Here is a 15,717-nt window from a genome sequence, read left to right as displayed (position 1 = left end):
TGCGCATGCCGTGACAACGCCGTCACAACCATAAGGAGACACCCCATGAGCGGGCAGTCACAGGGTGGGTTCACTCCCACCGGCACCATCGCGACCGCGGCCGATCGTCGCCGCGTCGTCTTCGCCACCGTCGTCGGCACCACTGTGGAGTGGTACGACTTCTTCATCTACGCCACAGCCGTCGGGCTCGTGTTCGGGCAGCTCTTCTTCGCCCCGCTCGGGCAGAACAGCGCTTTGATCGGCTTCGCCACCGTCGGCGTCAGCTTCCTGTTCCGACCGCTCGGGGCATTCCTCGCCGGTCACTTCGGCGACAAGCTCGGACGCAAGACCGTGCTGATGTGGACGCTGATCCTCATGGGCGCGGCGACCGCGCTGATCGGCATGCTGCCGACCTACGAGGCGATCGGAATGATGGCGCCCATCCTGCTGGTGCTCCTGCGCATTCTGCAGGGGATCTCGGCGGGCGGCGAGTGGGGCGGCGCGGTGCTGATGGCCGTCGAGCACGCGCCGAAGGCGAAGCGCGGCGTCTTCGGCGCCTCCCCGCAGATCGGCGTGCCGCTCGGCCTGCTGCTCGCCTCGGGCGTCATGGCCCTGATGACGGTCATCGCGCCGGGGGACCAGTTCCTCGCCTGGGGCTGGCGCATCCCGTTCCTGCTCAGCGTCGTGCTGATCCTCGTCGGCTACTACGTGCGGCGCAAGGTCGAGGAGAGCCCGGTGTTCGCGGAGCTCGCCGAGCGCAAGGAGAAGGCGCGGATGCCGATCGTGCAGCTCTTCGCCAAGCACGCGCTCCTCGTGGTCATCGCCGCGCTCGTGTTCGCAGGCAACAACGCCGTCGGCTACATGACGACCGGCGGCTACATCCAGGGCTACGCCACCAACCCCGAGGGCTCGATCGGGCTCGAGCGCGGGCCGGTGCTGTGGGCGGTCGCCGGATCGGCCGTCACGTGGCTGATCTCGACCCTCTTCGCCGGATGGATCTCGGATCGGATCGGACGCCGTACGACGTACATCATCGGCTGGGTCCTTCAGCTCGGCGGCGTGTTCGCCCTGTTCCCGCTGGTGAACACCGGCGAGATCCTGCCCCTGTTCGCGGGTCTCGCGATCCTCACCATCGGCCTCGGATTCACCTACGGGCCGCAGGCGGCGCTCTACGCCGAGCTGTTCCCGGCATCCATCCGGTTCTCCGGTGTCTCGATCTCGTACGCGATCGGTGCGATCGCCGGCGGTGCGTTCGCTCCGACGATCGCCACGGCCATCGTCGCGGCGACGGGCTCGACCGACGCGGTGACCTGGTACCTCGCCGGGATGACCGTGCTCGGCCTCATCGCGACGCTGCTGCTGCGCGACCGCTCCGGCATCCCGCTCGGCCCCGACCATGAAGCGGAGCAGGCCGTCAGCCCGATCTACGGGATGTCGCGGGCCTGAGCCTGGCGGGGGATGGATTCCGCCGGTCCGCGGGCTGCGGAACCGTCGGAATCCATCCCCCTGGCTCCGATGCGGCCGCTCAGCCGTCGAGTGCCTCGCGGATGACGGATGCCGAACGCTGCAGGCGGGCGGCGATGTCCGCGTCGTCGAGAGAGGTGGCGACGTGGACGACGGCGATCGCGGCCGGTCGGTGCCCGCGGAGCACGAGCGGCACGGCGACGGACTGCACGGTCGGGATCACCTCGTCGTGACTTGTCGCGTAGCCGCGTCGGCTCGTCGTCTCGACCTCTGCCCGCAGACGCGCGTCGACATCCGCGTTCCAGTCCGACGACGGGATCTGCGTGAGGATCGCCTTGCCGGGCGCGCCGGCGGTGACCGGATGCCGGGCGCCGGGGCGCTGCGCGACGCTGGCGACGGCGTGCCGGGGCTCGACGCTCGCGAGCGTGATGCACTCCTCGCCGTCGAGCACGGCGAGGAAGCAGGTCATGCCGAGGTCGTTGGCGACCGCGGTGAGTTCGGGCAGCGCCTCGGCCTGGAGGTCGTGTGCGACGCCCGCGGCGAGTGCGGCCATCCGTGCACCCAGGCTGACGGCGCCGGCCGCGTCGCGGCCGACGAGTCGATGATCCTCGAGGGTCCGCAGCAGGCGGTAGGCGATCGAACGATGCACCCCGAGACGCGTCGAGATCTCGTCGATGGCCAGCGGGCCGCGCGCGTCGGCGAGGATCTCGAGGATCCGGATGCCGCGACTCAGGGTCTGCGAGGCGGGTGATCCGGGCTCAGTCATTGCTTCGCTCTCTTGTGCTCAGAGGGGTGTGCGCATACGATGTGTTCAATAGTAGAACGGCATGTTCGAATATAGAACAAGCGGTTCGGGGAAGCAAGACTGACGAAGCAGTCGGAAGGAATCGACGACGATGCAGTTCCACCACCACGGCTATGTCTCCGGGGACCCGCGCGTGCAGGATGCCGCGGGCATCGGCCTCGATCGCCCATCCGACCTCCCCGACGAGCTCGACGTGCTCATCGTGGGCTCCGGCCCCGCCGGCATGCTCCTCGCCGCGCAGATGTCGCAGTACCCGGATGTCAGCACCCGCATCATCGAGAAGCGCGACGGACGACTCGTCCTCGGCCAGGCCGACGGCATCCAGCCCCGCAGCGTCGAGACCTTCCAGGCGTTCGGATTCGCGGAGCGGATCGTCGCCGAGGCGTACAACATCGGCTGGATGAACTTCTGGGCACCGGATCCCGCGAACACGCAGAACATCATCCGCACCTCGCGGACCGAGGACTACGCGCTGAAGATCAGCGAGTTCCCGCATCTGATCGTGAACCAGGCGCGCGTGCTCGACTACTTCGCCGAGGCGGCGGCGCACGGACCGGGCCGGATCGTCCCCGACTACGGCGTGGAGTTCGCCGGTCTCGTGGTGCACGAGGTCGGCGAGTACCCGGTCGAGGTGCGCCTGCGGCATGTGGCCGGCGAGCGCGCCGGCGAGGAGCGGACCGTGCGGGCGAAGTACGTCGTCGGCTGCGACGGCGCGCGCAGCGGTGTCCGCGACGCGATCGGACGCACGCACGTCGGCGCCTTCTCGGCGCATGCCTGGGGAGTCATGGATGTGGTCGTCAACACCGACTTCCCGGACTGGCGCACCAAGTGCGCGATCAATTCCGAGGCGGGCAACATCCTGCACATCCCGCGCGAGGGCGGCTATCTCTCCCGCATGTACATCGACCTCGGCGAGGTCGCCGGCGATGACAACCATCGGGTGCGGCAGACGCCGATCGGCGAGATCATCCGCAGGGCCAATGCGATCCTGCATCCATACACCCTCGATGTGAAGCAGGTCGCCTGGCACAGCGTCTACGAGGTCGGGCATCGGGTCACCGACGGCTTCGACGATGTGATCGACGGCTCAGGGCGCACCCCGCACGTGTTCCTCACCGGCGACGCATGCCACACGCACAGCGCCAAGGCCGGACAGGGCATGAACGTCTCGATGCAGGACGGCTTCAACCTCGGCTGGAAGCTGGGATCGGTGCTCACCGGACGCAGTCCGGAGTCGCTGCTCGCGACGTACTCCGCCGAGCGCAAGCCGGTGGCGCAGCAGCTCATCGACTTCGACAAGGAATGGTCGGCGCTGATGGCGCGCAAGCCAGGGGAGATCTCCGACCCGCAGGACCTCGCGACCTACTACCTCGCCACAGCGGAGTTCCCGTCGGGGTTCATGACGCAGTACGGCAGGTCGGAGATCGTGGCGGATGACGAGCACCAGGGGCTCGCCGCCGGCTTCCCGCTCGGCAAGCGCTTCAAGTCGGTCGAGGTCACCCGGGTGTGCGACGGCAACGCCGTGCATCTCGGGCACCACGCGAAGGCGGACGGCCGCTGGCGGATCTACGCATTCGCCGACGCGTCGGGCGACGCGCTCCGGTCGTGGGCCGAGGCCGTCGCGCCCGTGCTCGCCCGGTTCACTCCTGCGGATGCCGACCCGGATGCCGTCTTCGATGTGAAGGCGGTCTATCAGCAGCGGTACGACGAGTTCGAGATCACCTCGGCACCGGAGTTGTTCCTGCCGAAGACCGGGCCGCTGGGCCTGACCGACTGGGAGAAGGTCTACGCGGCCGGCCCGACCGTATGGACCAGCGCCGACATCTTCGCCGAGCGGGAGCTGTCGCGCGACGGCGTCGTCGTCGTCGTACGCCCGGATCAGTATGTCGCCGCTGTGCTACCGCTATCGGCAGCGGCAGCTCTGGAAGGGTTCCTCGAGGGCGCGCTGCTGCCGGCCCGCTGAGCCGTCCCTCTCGCGAACAGGAGCGGACCGAGCGATCGCATGACAGGTGTCATGCCGAGAACGTGACATCGCCGTCCGGCGCCGTGGCCGCCGGGCGACCACGCTGGAGGTATGAACACGACACCAGCGCACGGCTCGGCGACGCAGGTCGCCGAGCGGCCGACCGCCGACCTGTCGGCAGACAGCTCCATCGTCATCGAACTCACCGGGGTCCGCCGTCATTTCGGTGGCGGCGAGCGGCGCGTCCAGGCGGTCGACGGCGTCGACCTGACCGTGCGTCGTGGCGAGGTCGTCGCCCTGCTCGGACCGAACGGCGCGGGCAAGACGACCACGCTCGACATGCTCCTCGGCCTCATCGAGCCGAGCGAGGGCACGGTGCGCGTGCTGGGCTCGACGCCCGACCGTGCGACGGCGGGCGGATCGATCGCCGCCGTGCTGCAGACCGGCGGCCTCCTGTCGGATCTGACGGTGCAGGAGACCGTCCGGCTCATCGCGTCTCTGTATGGTGCCGCGGCCCTGGCCCGGGTCGCCTCGGTCATGGCGAGGGCCGATCTCGTGCACCTCGCCCGGCGCCGTGTGTCGAAGTGCTCCGGTGGTGAGCAGCAGCGTGTGAAGTTCGCACTCGCGATGGTCTCCGATCCCGACATCCTCGTGCTGGACGAGCCGACGGCGGGAATGGACGTCACGGCACGACGCCACTTCTGGGACGTCATGCGAGCGGATGCGGATGCCGGCCGCACGATCATCTTCGCGACCCACTATCTCGAAGAGGCGGAGCAGTTCGCCCACCGCACGGTGGTGATGCATCGCGGCACGATCGTGGCCGATGCCCCGACGGCGCGGCTGCGCGCCGGTCTGGGGGAACGCACGATCTCCGCATCCGTCGCGGCCGGTGGGTCGGCGGATCTCGTCGCCTCGCTGCGGGCGATGTCCGGAGTCGTCGACGTGCGGCTGGATGCGGATCGACTCAGCCTGCGGGCATCCGACTCCGACGCCGTCGCCCGCGCGCTGCTCGCCGCCGGCGCGCATGACCTGGAGATCGCCGCTCCCACACTCGAAACCGCCTTCACGGCACTCACGGAGGACTGACCATGCTGATCTCATCGACGATGCTGCGTATCGAGGGCGTCCGGCAGCTTCGCAACCCCTACACGCTCGCCTTCACCCTCGGCATGCCCGTGGCGATGTACCTCCTGTTCGGCGCGGGCATGGGATACGGCACTCTCTCCGCCGGCAACGGGAACGTCTCGTTCTACGTCATGACCTCGATGGCGGCGTACGGGACGGCGGTCGCCATGAGCTCGCTCACCTCGCTCGCGGCGACAGAGGCGAAGCAAGGCTGGGGGCGCCAGCTGGCGATGACACCGTTGACGACCGCCGGCTATGCGGCCACGAAGCTGCTCACCGCTGTCAGCTTCGCCGCCCTGGCGCTCGTGGCCGTGTTCACCGCGGGAGCCCTGACAGGCGCCCAGGTCGACGACATGTGGCGATGGGCGGCGACGGCCGGGATCATCCTCGGACTCGGCCTGATCTACGGCCTGTTCGGGCTCGGCGTCGGGCTGTTCTTCAGCTCGGATTCGGCCGCGGCCCTCGCCTCCATCTCGATGACCTTCTTCGCCTTCTTCGGGAACGTGTTCATGCCTCTCGACGGAGTCATGCTCGACATCGCACGGTTCACCCCGCTGTACGGCTTCGTCGCCCTGAGTCGATGGCCGCTCACCGACGGCACGCTCACCACAGGGCAGAGCGACCCGATGTGGATGCTGCTCCTGAACGTCGTCGTCTGGCTGGTGGTGTTCGCGGTGCTGGTGGCGGCGGGCATGAAGCGCTCACGGACTCGCCAGTAGGTTGGAATGATGATGCGACCACCCCCTCGAGATGGAGCGGCATCGGCCGGTCCATCTCGATCGGCCGCGCAGTTCGCCGCTGCGGGCGCTCCACCTGCCGCGTGGTCGGGCGCCGGAGCGCGTTCGTCTGCCGCCAACGATCCATGGGCGCGGTTCGGCTGGCTCATGGCGGTGATCTGGCTGGTCTTCCTGATCTACCCGGTGCTCGCACTGCTGCGTTCGACCGCCCCCGTAGCGTGGATCATCGTCGGCTGGGTGACGCTCGTGGCCTTCATCGTCCTGTACGTCGCCGGCTTCATGCACGGCATGCGCGGGGGAGGCGGGCTCGGGAAGACTCCGTCCGTGCGGCAGTGGGCCACGTTTGCGGCGCTGATCGTGTGCGCGCTGCTCTCGATTCCCGCGGAGGGCGGCTCGGCGCTGAGCTTTCTGCCGTTCATCATGTCGTTCGCCTCGTACGGCCTGACGCGGACATGGCACTGGATCGCCACCGTCGGAGCCGTCGCGGTCACCGCGCTGTGCGTCTTCCTCATCCCGGGTGGGATCGACTACCTCTCGCTGCTCGCGATCGTCGGTCTGCTCGGCGTGGTGAACACAGTGTCGACCTGGCTCATCGTCCGGTCGGCCCAGGCGGAACGTCTCGGCCTCGAGCTGGCGACGAGCGAGGGTCGCGAGGCGGTCGCGCGCGATGTGCACGATCTGATCGGGCACTCGCTCACGGTGGTCGGGCTGAAGGCGCAGCTGGTGCGGCGCCTCATGGAGTCCGATCCGGAACGGGCGAAGGCCGAACTCGCCGACATCGAGGCGCTCACCGCCGAGGCGATCGCGGGGGTCCGCGCCTCGGTCACCGAGGCGCGTGGGGCCACGCTCGTCGAGCAGTTGGCGGCCAGTCGGGCAGCCCTCGAGTCCGCAGAGATTCGAGTGCGGGTGGAAGGGGCGCCGAGCGCGCTGTCGCCGGTGCAGTCGCTGACGGCGAGCTGGATCCTGCGGGAGGCCACGACGAACGCCCTCCGGCACTCCCGGGCGCGAGCCGTGCGGGTGCTGATAGCACCCGGTTCGCTGGTCGTGGAGGATGACGGTGCCGGACCAGGGGATCGCGAGGGGAACGGCATCCGGGGGATGAGGGAGCGCGCCGCGGCGGCGGGCGCGGCGCTGACGGTGCGGCCCCTCGCGAACTCGGGAACGCGGGTGGAACTGACATGGTGACCCGTTCCGAGGAGGATCGCGGCGGGATCCGCCTGGTGATCGCGGATGACCAGGCGCTCGTGCGCGGGGCGATGGCCGCGCTCCTGGAACTCGAGGAAGACCTGGAGGTGTGCGGCGTTGCGGGGGACGGCGCCGAGGCGGTGCGGCTGGTGGAGGAGCTCGCGCCCGATGTGTGCCTGATGGACATCCAGATGGCAGGAATGGACGGCGTCGAGGCGACGCGACGCGTTCGCGCGACGAGTCCGGGCACGCGAGTCCTGATCGTCACGACGTTCGCGAGGCCCGGCTACCTGCGGTCGGCGCTGGATGCCGGAGCCAGCGGATTCATCGTCAAGGACACCCCGGCGGAGGAGCTGGCCGAGGCTGTGCGTCGCGTGCACGCCGGCCTTCGGGTGCTGGATCCCGCCCTCGCGGAGGAGAGCCTGTTCGAGGGCGCGAATCCGCTCAGCGACCGGGAGCAGCAGATCCTGCGGCTGGCGGCCGACGGGCGGTCGGCGGCGATGATCGCAGCCGAGGTGTTCCTGTCGGCGGGGACGGTGCGCAATCACCTGTCGGCGGCCATCGGCAAGACCGGGGCCGTAAACAGGGCACAGGCGGTGCGGACGGCATCGGACAAGGGCTGGATCTGACCGTCGTCCTTCGCGTCGGACACCCCTGGCGCTGTGCCGGGGCTGCGTCGTAGTTTGGACGCGGACGGGCGACCGCGCCCGCCAGGAGGGTGTGCGCTGTGGACTGGAAGATCGAGCTCATCTTCGTACCGGTGTCGGATGTCGACCGGTCGAAGGACTTCTACGAGAAGATCGGCTTCAACGCCGACCATGATCAGACGCCGATGGAGGGGCTGCGGTTCGTGCAGATGACGCCGCCCGGATCCGCGTGCTCGATCGCGTTCGGGACCGGGCTGGGGGAGGGGACCCTCGAACCCGGTATGCAGAACACGATCCAGGTCGTGGTCCCGGATGCCGATGAGGCACTGGCGCACCTGCGCGGTCTCGGAGTCGAGGCGCAGGGCGTGGACGAGCAGGCATGGGGTCGCTTCGTCACCTTCGACGATCCGGATGGGAACACGTGGACGCTTCAGGAGCTGCCGGACTACAGCGCGCAGAGCTGACGGCGGCCGCGATCGGCGGAAGGGCTCTGTGGGAAGGCCAGCCCGAGTCCTTCCGCCGAACGCGTCACGGGAATACCGTGTCCTCTGCGGATGCTGTGCTCTGAGCACGTGCGCGCATTCGCCGGCGCACGGCAGATGAGGAGCGGTCGCATGGAAGGTCTCGAGATCACGGTCCTCCTCGGGCTCACGATCCTGGTGGGGACGATGCTGGCGCCGCGGCTGCGGGTGGCGCTTCCGCTGGTCCTGGTCGTCTTCGGCCTGCTGCTGGGCTTCGTGCCCGCGCTGCGGGAGATCCAGCTGCCGCCGGAGACGGTGCTGCTTCTCTTCCTGCCCGTGATGCTGTTCTGGGAGAGCCTCACGACGTCGCTGCGCTCGATCCGCCGCGACTTCCGCTACATCCTTCCGATGAGCACGCTGCTCGTCGTCGCCTCGGCGTTCGCCGTCGCGGGCGTGGCGGTTCTCCTGGGGTTGCCCTGGGAGATCGCGCTCATCCTCGGAGCCGCCGTCGCGCCGCCGGATGCCACGGCCGTCGCAGCCCTCGGCCGGCTGCTGCCTCGGCGTGGCTTCATGAAGCTGAAGGCGGAGAGCCTCACCAACGACGGCACGGCCCTCGTGCTGTACGCCATCGCGGTCTCGCTGGCCGTCGGCGGCCACATCACGCCCCTCACCGTCACCATGACCGTGATCGTCTCCTACCTCGGCGGCATCGCCGCCGGGGCGATCGTGGCGGCCGCGGCCTGGCTTCTGCTGCGGCGCGTGCGCACGACGATGGCCATCAACGTCGCCCTGCTGCTGGTTCCCTTCACCGCGTTCCTGCTCGCCGAGATGGGGCACGCCTCGGGAGTGCTGGCCGTCGTCGTCGCGGGCCTCGTCGTCGCATTCGTCCGCCCGCAGATCACCACGGCCGCTTCCCGCCGCCAGGCCGAATCGGTCTGGCCGTTCGGCGTCTTCCTGCTCAACGGCGCACTCTTCGTGCTCATCGGCCTCGAGGTGCAGTGGGTCATCCACCAGACCTCCGCGCGGACCGTCGGATGGCTCGTGCTCACGACCGTCGCGGTCTGGGTCACGTTGCTCGTCGTGCGCTTCGTGTTCCAGCTCCTCTCCGTGCCGTTCCAGCGCATCGGAGGCGGCACAGTCCACGCCCGGGGGCTGCGCACCCGGGCGCAAGTCGTGAGCACGGTCGCCGGCATGCGCGGCGCGGTATCGCTCGCCATCGCGCTGTCGGTGCCGTTCACGACATCCGACGGGTCCCCCCTGGCCGGTCGCGACGAAGTCGTGTTCGTCACCGCCGGCGTGATCCTGCTGAGTCTGCTCGTGCAGGGCCCCATGCTCCCGGCCGTGGTGCGCTGGGCAGGATTCCCTGAGGACCACGGCGAGGACGAGGAGTACGAACTCGCCGAACGAGCGATCTCGGGCGCAGCGATGGCCGCGCTCGATCGGCTCGCATCCGAGCACGAGATCAGTGCGGAGATGCGGGACAGGGTCCGCCGCGAGGGCTACGAGATGCTCGAGCTGGCCAACGCGCGTGCGATGGCCCGGGAGCGTGCGCTGATCGACGCCGAGGTGGTGGCGATGGAGGGCATGCTGGATGCTCCTGATCCGCTGGCATCGACGGCCGACGGCGCTGACGAGACGACCGGCGGCGTCGGAGGTGCGACGGTTCTCCCGGAAGGAGGGACGCTTCAGATGGTGGCGACCTCGGCCGATGTCGACATGCTGCAGCGCTCGCCGCTGGTGCGCCATGAGGAGTATTCGCGGCTGAAGCTCGCGATGCTCGAGCAGAAGCGAGAGGTTCTGCACGGGCTTCGTCGGGCGGGTACGGTCGACGACCTCATCGTGCGTCGCATCTCGGCGCGCCTCGATCTCGAGCAGGTACGGCTGCAGGGCATCGAGGACCTCGACTGATCGATCGGAGGATCGATCGTGATGGCGCGGAGGGATGCCGTCATCGGTCTCCGTACCGGTCGAGGAACGTGGCCACGGCCTCCTCAGCGAGGTGCTCCAGCTGTTCCGGCGTATATGCGGCTGCTCCCGCGGTGAGGGTCAGGCGATTCAGTGGGGCCGCGAGAGAGAGCCAGGTGAACTGCTCGGCGGCGATCTGCGCGTCGGCGATGCGCAGGAGCCCTCGCCCGTCCAGTTGCTCGAATGCCTCAGCGAGCAGCGTCTGGTTGCGATCCCAGCTGCGCCGGACGTAGTCGGCCGCGACGTCGGGGAACCGCTCGGCCTCGGCGGTGATCAGTGTGCGCATCTGGAGGACGGGGCGGCTCAGTACCGCGGCTTGGAGAGTTCTGGATAGGTCGAGCAATCCGATTCGGATGTCTTGCGACGACGTCAGCTTCTGCAGATGCGGGCTCATCGCATCGCGCCCGCGGTCGACCCAGTCGTGGACGACGGCCGCATACAGCTCCTCCTTCGACGGGTACTGCCGGTAGAGGGTCTGCTTGGAGATCCGAGCGCGGGATGCGACGGCATCCATCGTCGTCCCCGCGTACTGGTGCGCGAGGAAGATCTCGCGGGCGATGGCGAGCAGATCGGTGCCGCGGCTGCCACCTGGCCGGCCGCGAGATGGGGGTGCTGCATCAGGCATGTCCAAAATAGTACTGGACAGTACTCCCGGCGCGCATTAGAGTACTGGCAAGTACTAAAGGAGGGTCATCATGATCGCACTCGGTATCGCCGTCGCCGCCGTCGCGGCCTTCATCCTCAGCTCGATCTACTACATCGTCACCACTCCCATCGAGAAGCGGGCGCTCGGCGACCGCCTCATCGACCGAGGGAAACCCGCTGTATGGAAGGTGGTCACTGAGCTGCTGCGCACGGCGGTCGTGGGTGCAGCGTTCGCTTGGGTCGCTGCGCAGGCCGGCATGCTGACGCTGCCCGGCGCTGTGCTCCTGGCGGTCGTGCTGTGGATCGCGTTCCCGCTCGTCCTGCTCACCGGCTCGATCATCTGGGAGCGCGTGCCGTGGCAGACCGCGGCCATCCACGCCGGTGACTGGCTGCTCAAGCTGCTGCTCGTGGCGCTCGTCCTCGGGCTCATCCACTGAAGCGACGCCTACTGAAGCGACGTCCACTGAAGCGAAGGGAAGTCTCATGTCCGCGATCACCTCTCCTGGTCCGATCGACCGCACGTTCAGTGCTGTGCTGCTGCAGAGCGACGCAAAGGGCGGCTGGACCTACGTGAAGCTCGACGACTCCGCCGAGTACTTCGGCACGCGCGGCCTCGTCAAGGTCACGGGAACGATGGACGGGGTTCCGTTCACCAGCTCGTTCATGGCCCTCGGTGACGGTACCCACAAACTCCCGGTCGCCGCGAAGCTGCGCCGCGAACTTGGAAAGCAAGCCGGAGACACCATCACGGTCCACCTGCAGCAGCGGCTGAACTGACCGCCGCGGGGCACTGCGTGCCACGGATCCGATTCTGAGCGCGACCTCAAGAGGCGGATACGCCGCCTGAAGCCCGGGGCGGCGGAGCACCGACTATGGAGTGCCGAGCCGAACCGACCCAGGGCCCCAGTGCCGGGGCGCACGCTCGGAGAGGGACCCGCCCATCAGGTGCGGGTGAGCGTTTGGAGGGTGGGGCGTGGGGTGCGCCATTGTCGGGTGGGGTCCCACCATGCGGGTCCGCGGATCTGGGGGATGCCGTTCGTGGTGCGGATCTCCCATCCGGAGGTGTCGAGGGTGCGGTGGTGGTGCCAGCACAGCGGGACTCCGTTGTCGGTGTGGGTGGGTCCGCCGCGGGCGTGTTCGGTGACGTGGTGGATTTCGCACCAAGTGGCGGGGACGTGGCAGCCGGGGATGAGGCATTCCTTGTCGCGGGCGATGATTGCCCGTCTCTGGTGGACGGTGAAGACGCGGTCGGTGACGCTGATCCCGATGATGCGGCCCTCGTCGAACAGGACACGTTGGACTGTTCCGGTGCAGGCGGTGTGGGAGGCGACGGTGGCGGAGACGGGGGTGTCGATGCCGGAGATCGTCGCCCACCGGTCATCTTCGGCGAAGTCTTTCGCGTCGACGTGCACGACCAGGGTTGGCGCCGCACCACCCAGGGATGGCATCTCGTCATGCCGGGCGGCGATGCCGAGTGCGGTGGCGAGGGCGTCGTGCTGTTTCTGCGGGCGGGTGCGCGGGTCGATCACATTCCGCGGATCTTTGTTGAAGGGATCCCCGTCGCTGCCGTCGCTGTCGATCTCGTCAGAGGGCCGGAACTGCACACCCAGGTCCGTCGGGCCCGTGGTCTTGGGGTTCAGCTGCGCGTCGAAGAGCAACTGGAGTTGGGCGTAGACCTCGGGGAGCAGGTTCCCGCGGACCGGGTACGTCCCGTTGTGGAGCCGGCCGATGGTGAACGACCTGCCCTGGGATGCTTCCGCCGCTGACGGGGCGGATCCGTCCGGGTCCAGATACATCGCGACCAGTTGCGCGAACTGCTTCAAGTCCTCCGGCGTTGCGGTCGGGGCGGCATCGTCGGGTCCGGGCCCTTCGACAAGCTCAGGGACCCGAGCATCGGCATCGGCGCTGTCGGCATCTCCATCGGCGTCGGCATCGGCAGCGTCGGTGCTGGCGAGCACATACCCGCGGGCCTGGTTCGCCAGTTCCGCATCGGCGCGGAGCCGATCGGCGAGCCCGATCCGGGCACCGGCACGATCGATCGGTCCGGTCGCGGCGAGCAGTCCGGCGACCCCGATGGTCCCGTCCCGCATCGCGTCCCGTAACGCCGGCCACCGGGCCGGCAGCGGTGCCCCGGACGTCAGCTCCACGTCCCGATGCACGAGGTCCGCGGCCTTCACGACCCGCGCCGCCCCCGACGCATCGACACGGAGCACACGTTGCAGCAACTCGTTCATGTTCCGGCATCCGAACTGATCGGAGAATCCCGGCTCGGCACCAGAGGCCGTCTCCACGACGACCGCCTCGATGCGGCGGAACGCGTCCCCGGCGACGCGGAGCACGTTCATCCGGTCGGCATCCGACAACGACCCGAACCCATCCGCACCCAGCACCCGGTCGAGGTCGGAGACGACCTGATCCAGGAGAGCCAACGGGTTGTTCATGCCTCCATTCAACAGGGGGCCACCGACATTCCAACCCCGAAAACCAGCAGATCAGAGAAACTTTTCACGACTTCTGGAGCCCGACCGATGATGGCGCGTTTCGTCTCGCTCCGCTCGCTCAACGACCGAGGCAGGAGGCGCGTTTCGTCTCGCTCCGCTCGCTCAACGACCGATGAAGAGGGTCGCGTGGCGAACCGAGAATGGCACGCCGTTCAGCTCGCACATCCTCGGTCGCGTGGTGAGGGTGCGCCGCGTCCGAGTCGTATCATGCCTGGCCGAACTCGGTCTCGGAGCGAACCTTTTACGGCTCGCCTTCCTCGCTCAACGACCGAGGAAGAGGCCCGCTCACTGACTGAGAGCGGTGCGCCGTCAAGCTTGCGGACCCTCGGTCGCGTGGCGAGGGAGCGTGCGTCCGCCCGGAAGGGTCGCCCAGTCCGCTCGCAACAGCCGTTCGCCTGCATTCAGGAGTTCACGCGGATGATCTCCTGCTGGTACGGCGCGACGATGTCACCGGAGATGCGCAGGTCCAGCAGCAGGAAGCGGCGGGACGCCGCATCCTCTTCAGCCCACGTCGCCAGCCGATCGAGGTCGTCCAGCGTGCGCACCACGACGCCTTCGGCCCCGACGGCGGCGCCGAACGCGGCGAAGTCCACCTCGGGGATGCGCATCGGCCCCTCCGCGAGGCCTTTGAGTCCGTACAGATTCACCTCGGCGCCGTAGGCGGCATCGTTCCAGATGACCGCGATGCCGCGACCTCCGGCGGCACGAACGGCGGATTCGAGGTCGGCGATCGCCATGAGCCCGCCGCCGTCGCCCGACGTCAGCACCACGGTCGACCGACGGCGCGCGAGAGCCGCTCCGACGACGCTCGGCCAGCCCTGCCCGATGGACTGGAACGCCGTGCCGATCATCATCATCCGGTCAGGGGAGCGCACCGGCCAGTACATGTTCGCCCAGCCGATGAAGTGGCCGCCGTCGGAGACGACGACGCGATCCTGCGGCAGGAGCTCGGCGATCCGGCGTGCGGCGGAGCGCGGGTCGAGGCGCCCGTCGGGCGCGAGGTCGTCGCCTTCCGCGTACGCGCGAGCCGATGCGACGTCGACGGTCTCCCGCCACGGCGCCGACGCGCGGGGGCCGACGAGTCGCACCAGCTTCTCGGCGACCAGCCGGGCATCGCCGCGCACGAAACCGCCGACATGCGGGTGGGTCGCGGTCGGCGCGATGTCGACCTGGTAGATGCGGGTGCCCGGTGCGAACAGTTCGCCGAAGCGCATCGTGAACTGGTTGAGCGATGCTCCGAACACGACCGCCACGTCGGCCTCGCGGATGAGCGACATGGCGCCGTCGGCTCCGAACCCGCCGGCGACGCCGAGGTCGTACTGCGCGGCCGGGAAGACGCCGCGCCCGAGCGCTGACGATGCGGTGAGGGCTCCGGTGGCCTCCGCCAACGCGCCCAGCGCGTCGCGTGCCCCCGCGAGCCAGGCCCCTCGGCCGGCGAGCAGGAGCGGGCGTTCGGCACCGCGCAGCGCGGCGGCGATCTCCGCCAGCATCCCCTCGGCGAACTCGCCCTTCGGGGTGAGCGGAGCCGGGATGCGAGGCGCCGGCGCCGCCGGTACCCAGCCGGCCTCCAGCGAGGCGACGTCGTAGGGGATCGCCAGCACGACGGGCACCCGGTAGGTCAGAGCGTGCTCGATCGCGATGACGGTGGTGGCCGCGGCATCCGCCCGTCCCACCGTGTACGTTCGGGCGCCCACCGCCGAGGCGAGGGCGATCTGATCGACGTCCCACGGACGCGGACCCGACGTCGGCTCGTCTCCGACGACGAGCACCAGCGGGGCATGCGCCTGCACCGCCTCGGCCAGCGCGGTGATGGTGTTCGTGAAGCCGGCGCCGTAAGTCGATGTCGCGGCGGCGATCCGCCCCGATGCGCGGAAATGCGCGTCGGCGGCGACGACGGCACCCTGCTCGTGGCGCACGGCTGTGAACACGGCATCCGTCTGCCTCACGATGGCGTCGAGGAAGTAGGCGTTGCCGTTCCCCATCACCCCGAAGACGGCGTCGATGTGCTGGGCGAGGGTGAGCGCGACGTGTGCGGAGACGGTGGGCATGCGAAAGCCTTTCGAGACGGGAACGGAGGGATCCGTATGTGTCTCGCCCCCGCATCTTCGCGAAGCGCTTCGTGTCCCTTTTTCGGACACCGGCAAACGTCGTACCGGACATCGGAATTCTACCGCGCCTCATCCCGGCGACACACTGACTTCATGCCGTAACACGGGCGAAACCGCGACGCGGGAGCA

At 69.0% G+C, this 15,717-nt stretch carries 14 protein-coding genes; 10 read left to right on the top strand and 4 right to left on the bottom strand.

The annotated features are described in order from the left end of the window. Positions 1–45 precede the first annotated feature (45 nt). The gene (locus CUR96_RS06645; RefSeq protein ID WP_102192493.1) at positions 46–1,425 is read left to right on the top strand and encodes an MFS transporter; all 1,380 of its coding nucleotides are present in this window, start codon (positions 46–48) and stop codon (positions 1,423–1,425) included. Positions 1,426–1,504: 79 nt separating this feature from the next. On the opposite strand, the gene CUR96_RS06640 is transcribed toward CUR96_RS06645, so the two are convergent. After that, the gene (locus CUR96_RS06640; RefSeq protein WP_102192492.1) at positions 1,505–2,209 is read right to left on the bottom strand and encodes an IclR family transcriptional regulator; all 705 of its coding nucleotides are present in this window, start codon (positions 2,207–2,209) and stop codon (positions 1,505–1,507) included. A gap of 130 nt (positions 2,210–2,339) precedes the next feature. Here CUR96_RS06640 and CUR96_RS06635 point away from each other — a divergent pair, with 130 nt between their 5' ends. The 7 genes from CUR96_RS06635 (at position 2,340) to CUR96_RS06605 (ending at position 10,277) form a co-directional block, all read left to right on the top strand. Next, positions 2,340–4,211, top strand: a complete 1,872-nt coding sequence (locus CUR96_RS06635) for an FAD-dependent monooxygenase (RefSeq protein ID WP_102192491.1) — start codon at positions 2,340–2,342, stop codon at positions 4,209–4,211. 111 nt (positions 4,212–4,322) lie between these two features. After that, positions 4,323–5,300, top strand: coding sequence for an ABC transporter ATP-binding protein (locus tag CUR96_RS06630; protein WP_102192490.1), 978 nt, complete (start codon positions 4,323–4,325; stop codon positions 5,298–5,300). A 2-nt stretch (positions 5,301–5,302) separates the two neighbouring features. Then, positions 5,303–6,058 carry an ABC transporter permease gene (locus CUR96_RS06625; protein ID WP_102192489.1) on the top strand — a complete coding sequence of 252 codons (756 nt, stop codon included), beginning with the start codon at positions 5,303–5,305 and terminating at the stop codon, positions 6,056–6,058. 9 nt (positions 6,059–6,067) lie between these two features. Further along, positions 6,068–7,261 carry a sensor histidine kinase gene (locus CUR96_RS06620; protein ID WP_245861102.1) on the top strand — a complete coding sequence of 398 codons (1,194 nt, stop codon included), beginning with the start codon at positions 6,068–6,070 and terminating at the stop codon, positions 7,259–7,261. Then, the gene (locus CUR96_RS06615) at positions 7,255–7,890 is read left to right on the top strand and encodes a response regulator transcription factor (protein ID WP_102192488.1); all 636 of its coding nucleotides are present in this window, start codon (positions 7,255–7,257) and stop codon (positions 7,888–7,890) included. Before CUR96_RS06620 ends, CUR96_RS06615 begins: the two co-directional genes overlap by 7 nt. Before the next feature lie 98 nt (positions 7,891–7,988). Further along, complete coding sequence (locus tag CUR96_RS06610) at positions 7,989–8,372, top strand: VOC family protein (RefSeq protein WP_102192487.1); 384 nt, start codon at positions 7,989–7,991, stop codon at positions 8,370–8,372. 150 nt (positions 8,373–8,522) lie between these two features. Further along, positions 8,523–10,277, top strand: a complete 1,755-nt coding sequence (locus CUR96_RS06605) for a Na+/H+ antiporter (protein WP_102192486.1) — start codon at positions 8,523–8,525, stop codon at positions 10,275–10,277. Between the two features lie 40 nt (positions 10,278–10,317). Here CUR96_RS06605 and CUR96_RS06600 read toward each other — a convergent pair whose 3' ends face one another. Continuing rightward, complete coding sequence (locus CUR96_RS06600) at positions 10,318–10,959, bottom strand: TetR/AcrR family transcriptional regulator (RefSeq protein WP_102192485.1); 642 nt, start codon at positions 10,957–10,959, stop codon at positions 10,318–10,320. 70 nt (positions 10,960–11,029) lie between these two features. Here CUR96_RS06600 and CUR96_RS06595 point away from each other — a divergent pair, with 70 nt between their 5' ends. Next, positions 11,030–11,416: a DUF1761 domain-containing protein gene (locus CUR96_RS06595; protein ID WP_102192484.1), complete on the top strand. Its 387-nt coding sequence runs from the start codon at positions 11,030–11,032 to the stop codon at positions 11,414–11,416. Positions 11,417–11,462: 46 nt separating this feature from the next. Next, positions 11,463–11,756 (top strand): DUF1905 domain-containing protein, encoded by a 294-nt coding sequence (locus CUR96_RS06590; RefSeq protein WP_102192483.1) that lies wholly within the window; start codon positions 11,463–11,465, stop codon positions 11,754–11,756. Between the two features lie 164 nt (positions 11,757–11,920). On the opposite strand, the gene CUR96_RS06585 is transcribed toward CUR96_RS06590, so the two are convergent. Continuing rightward, positions 11,921–13,420 carry an HNH endonuclease signature motif containing protein gene (locus tag CUR96_RS06585; RefSeq protein WP_102192482.1) on the bottom strand — a complete coding sequence of 500 codons (1,500 nt, stop codon included), beginning with the start codon at positions 13,418–13,420 and terminating at the stop codon, positions 11,921–11,923. Between the two features lie 461 nt (positions 13,421–13,881). Beyond that, complete coding sequence (locus CUR96_RS06580) at positions 13,882–15,528, bottom strand: thiamine pyrophosphate-binding protein (RefSeq protein ID WP_102192481.1); 1,647 nt, start codon at positions 15,526–15,528, stop codon at positions 13,882–13,884. Positions 15,529–15,717 lie beyond the last annotated feature (189 nt).

It is taken from the genome of Microbacterium aurantiacum (assembly GCF_002872075.1).
GTDB classification, from domain to species: Bacteria; Actinomycetota; Actinomycetes; order Actinomycetales; family Microbacteriaceae; genus Microbacterium; species Microbacterium aurantiacum_A.
The sequence above is the reverse complement of the archived record's forward strand: the minus strand, read 5'-3'. Positions and strand labels throughout refer to the sequence as shown.

Coding starts and splice junctions, on each gene's coding strand:
- CUR96_RS06645 (WP_102192493.1), top strand. CDS start 46: ATGAGCGGGCAGTCACAGGGTGGGTTCACTCCCACCGGCACCATCGCG.
- CUR96_RS06640 (WP_102192492.1), bottom strand. CDS start 2,209: ATGACTGAGCCCGGATCACCCGCCTCGCAGACCCTGAGTCGCGGCATC.
- CUR96_RS06635 (WP_102192491.1), top strand. CDS start 2,340: ATGCAGTTCCACCACCACGGCTATGTCTCCGGGGACCCGCGCGTGCAG.
- CUR96_RS06630 (WP_102192490.1), top strand. CDS start 4,323: ATGAACACGACACCAGCGCACGGCTCGGCGACGCAGGTCGCCGAGCGG.
- CUR96_RS06625 (WP_102192489.1), top strand. CDS start 5,303: ATGCTGATCTCATCGACGATGCTGCGTATCGAGGGCGTCCGGCAGCTT.
- CUR96_RS06620 (WP_245861102.1), top strand. CDS start 6,068: ATGATGCGACCACCCCCTCGAGATGGAGCGGCATCGGCCGGTCCATCT.
- CUR96_RS06615 (WP_102192488.1), top strand. CDS start 7,255: ATGGTGACCCGTTCCGAGGAGGATCGCGGCGGGATCCGCCTGGTGATC.
- CUR96_RS06605 (WP_102192486.1), top strand. CDS start 8,523: ATGGAAGGTCTCGAGATCACGGTCCTCCTCGGGCTCACGATCCTGGTG.
- CUR96_RS06600 (WP_102192485.1), bottom strand. CDS start 10,959: ATGCCTGATGCAGCACCCCCATCTCGCGGCCGGCCAGGTGGCAGCCGC.
- CUR96_RS06595 (WP_102192484.1), top strand. CDS start 11,030: ATGATCGCACTCGGTATCGCCGTCGCCGCCGTCGCGGCCTTCATCCTC.
- CUR96_RS06590 (WP_102192483.1), top strand. CDS start 11,463: ATGTCCGCGATCACCTCTCCTGGTCCGATCGACCGCACGTTCAGTGCT.
- CUR96_RS06585 (WP_102192482.1), bottom strand. CDS start 13,420: ATGAACAACCCGTTGGCTCTCCTGGATCAGGTCGTCTCCGACCTCGAC.
- CUR96_RS06580 (WP_102192481.1), bottom strand. CDS start 15,528: ATGCCCACCGTCTCCGCACACGTCGCGCTCACCCTCGCCCAGCACATC.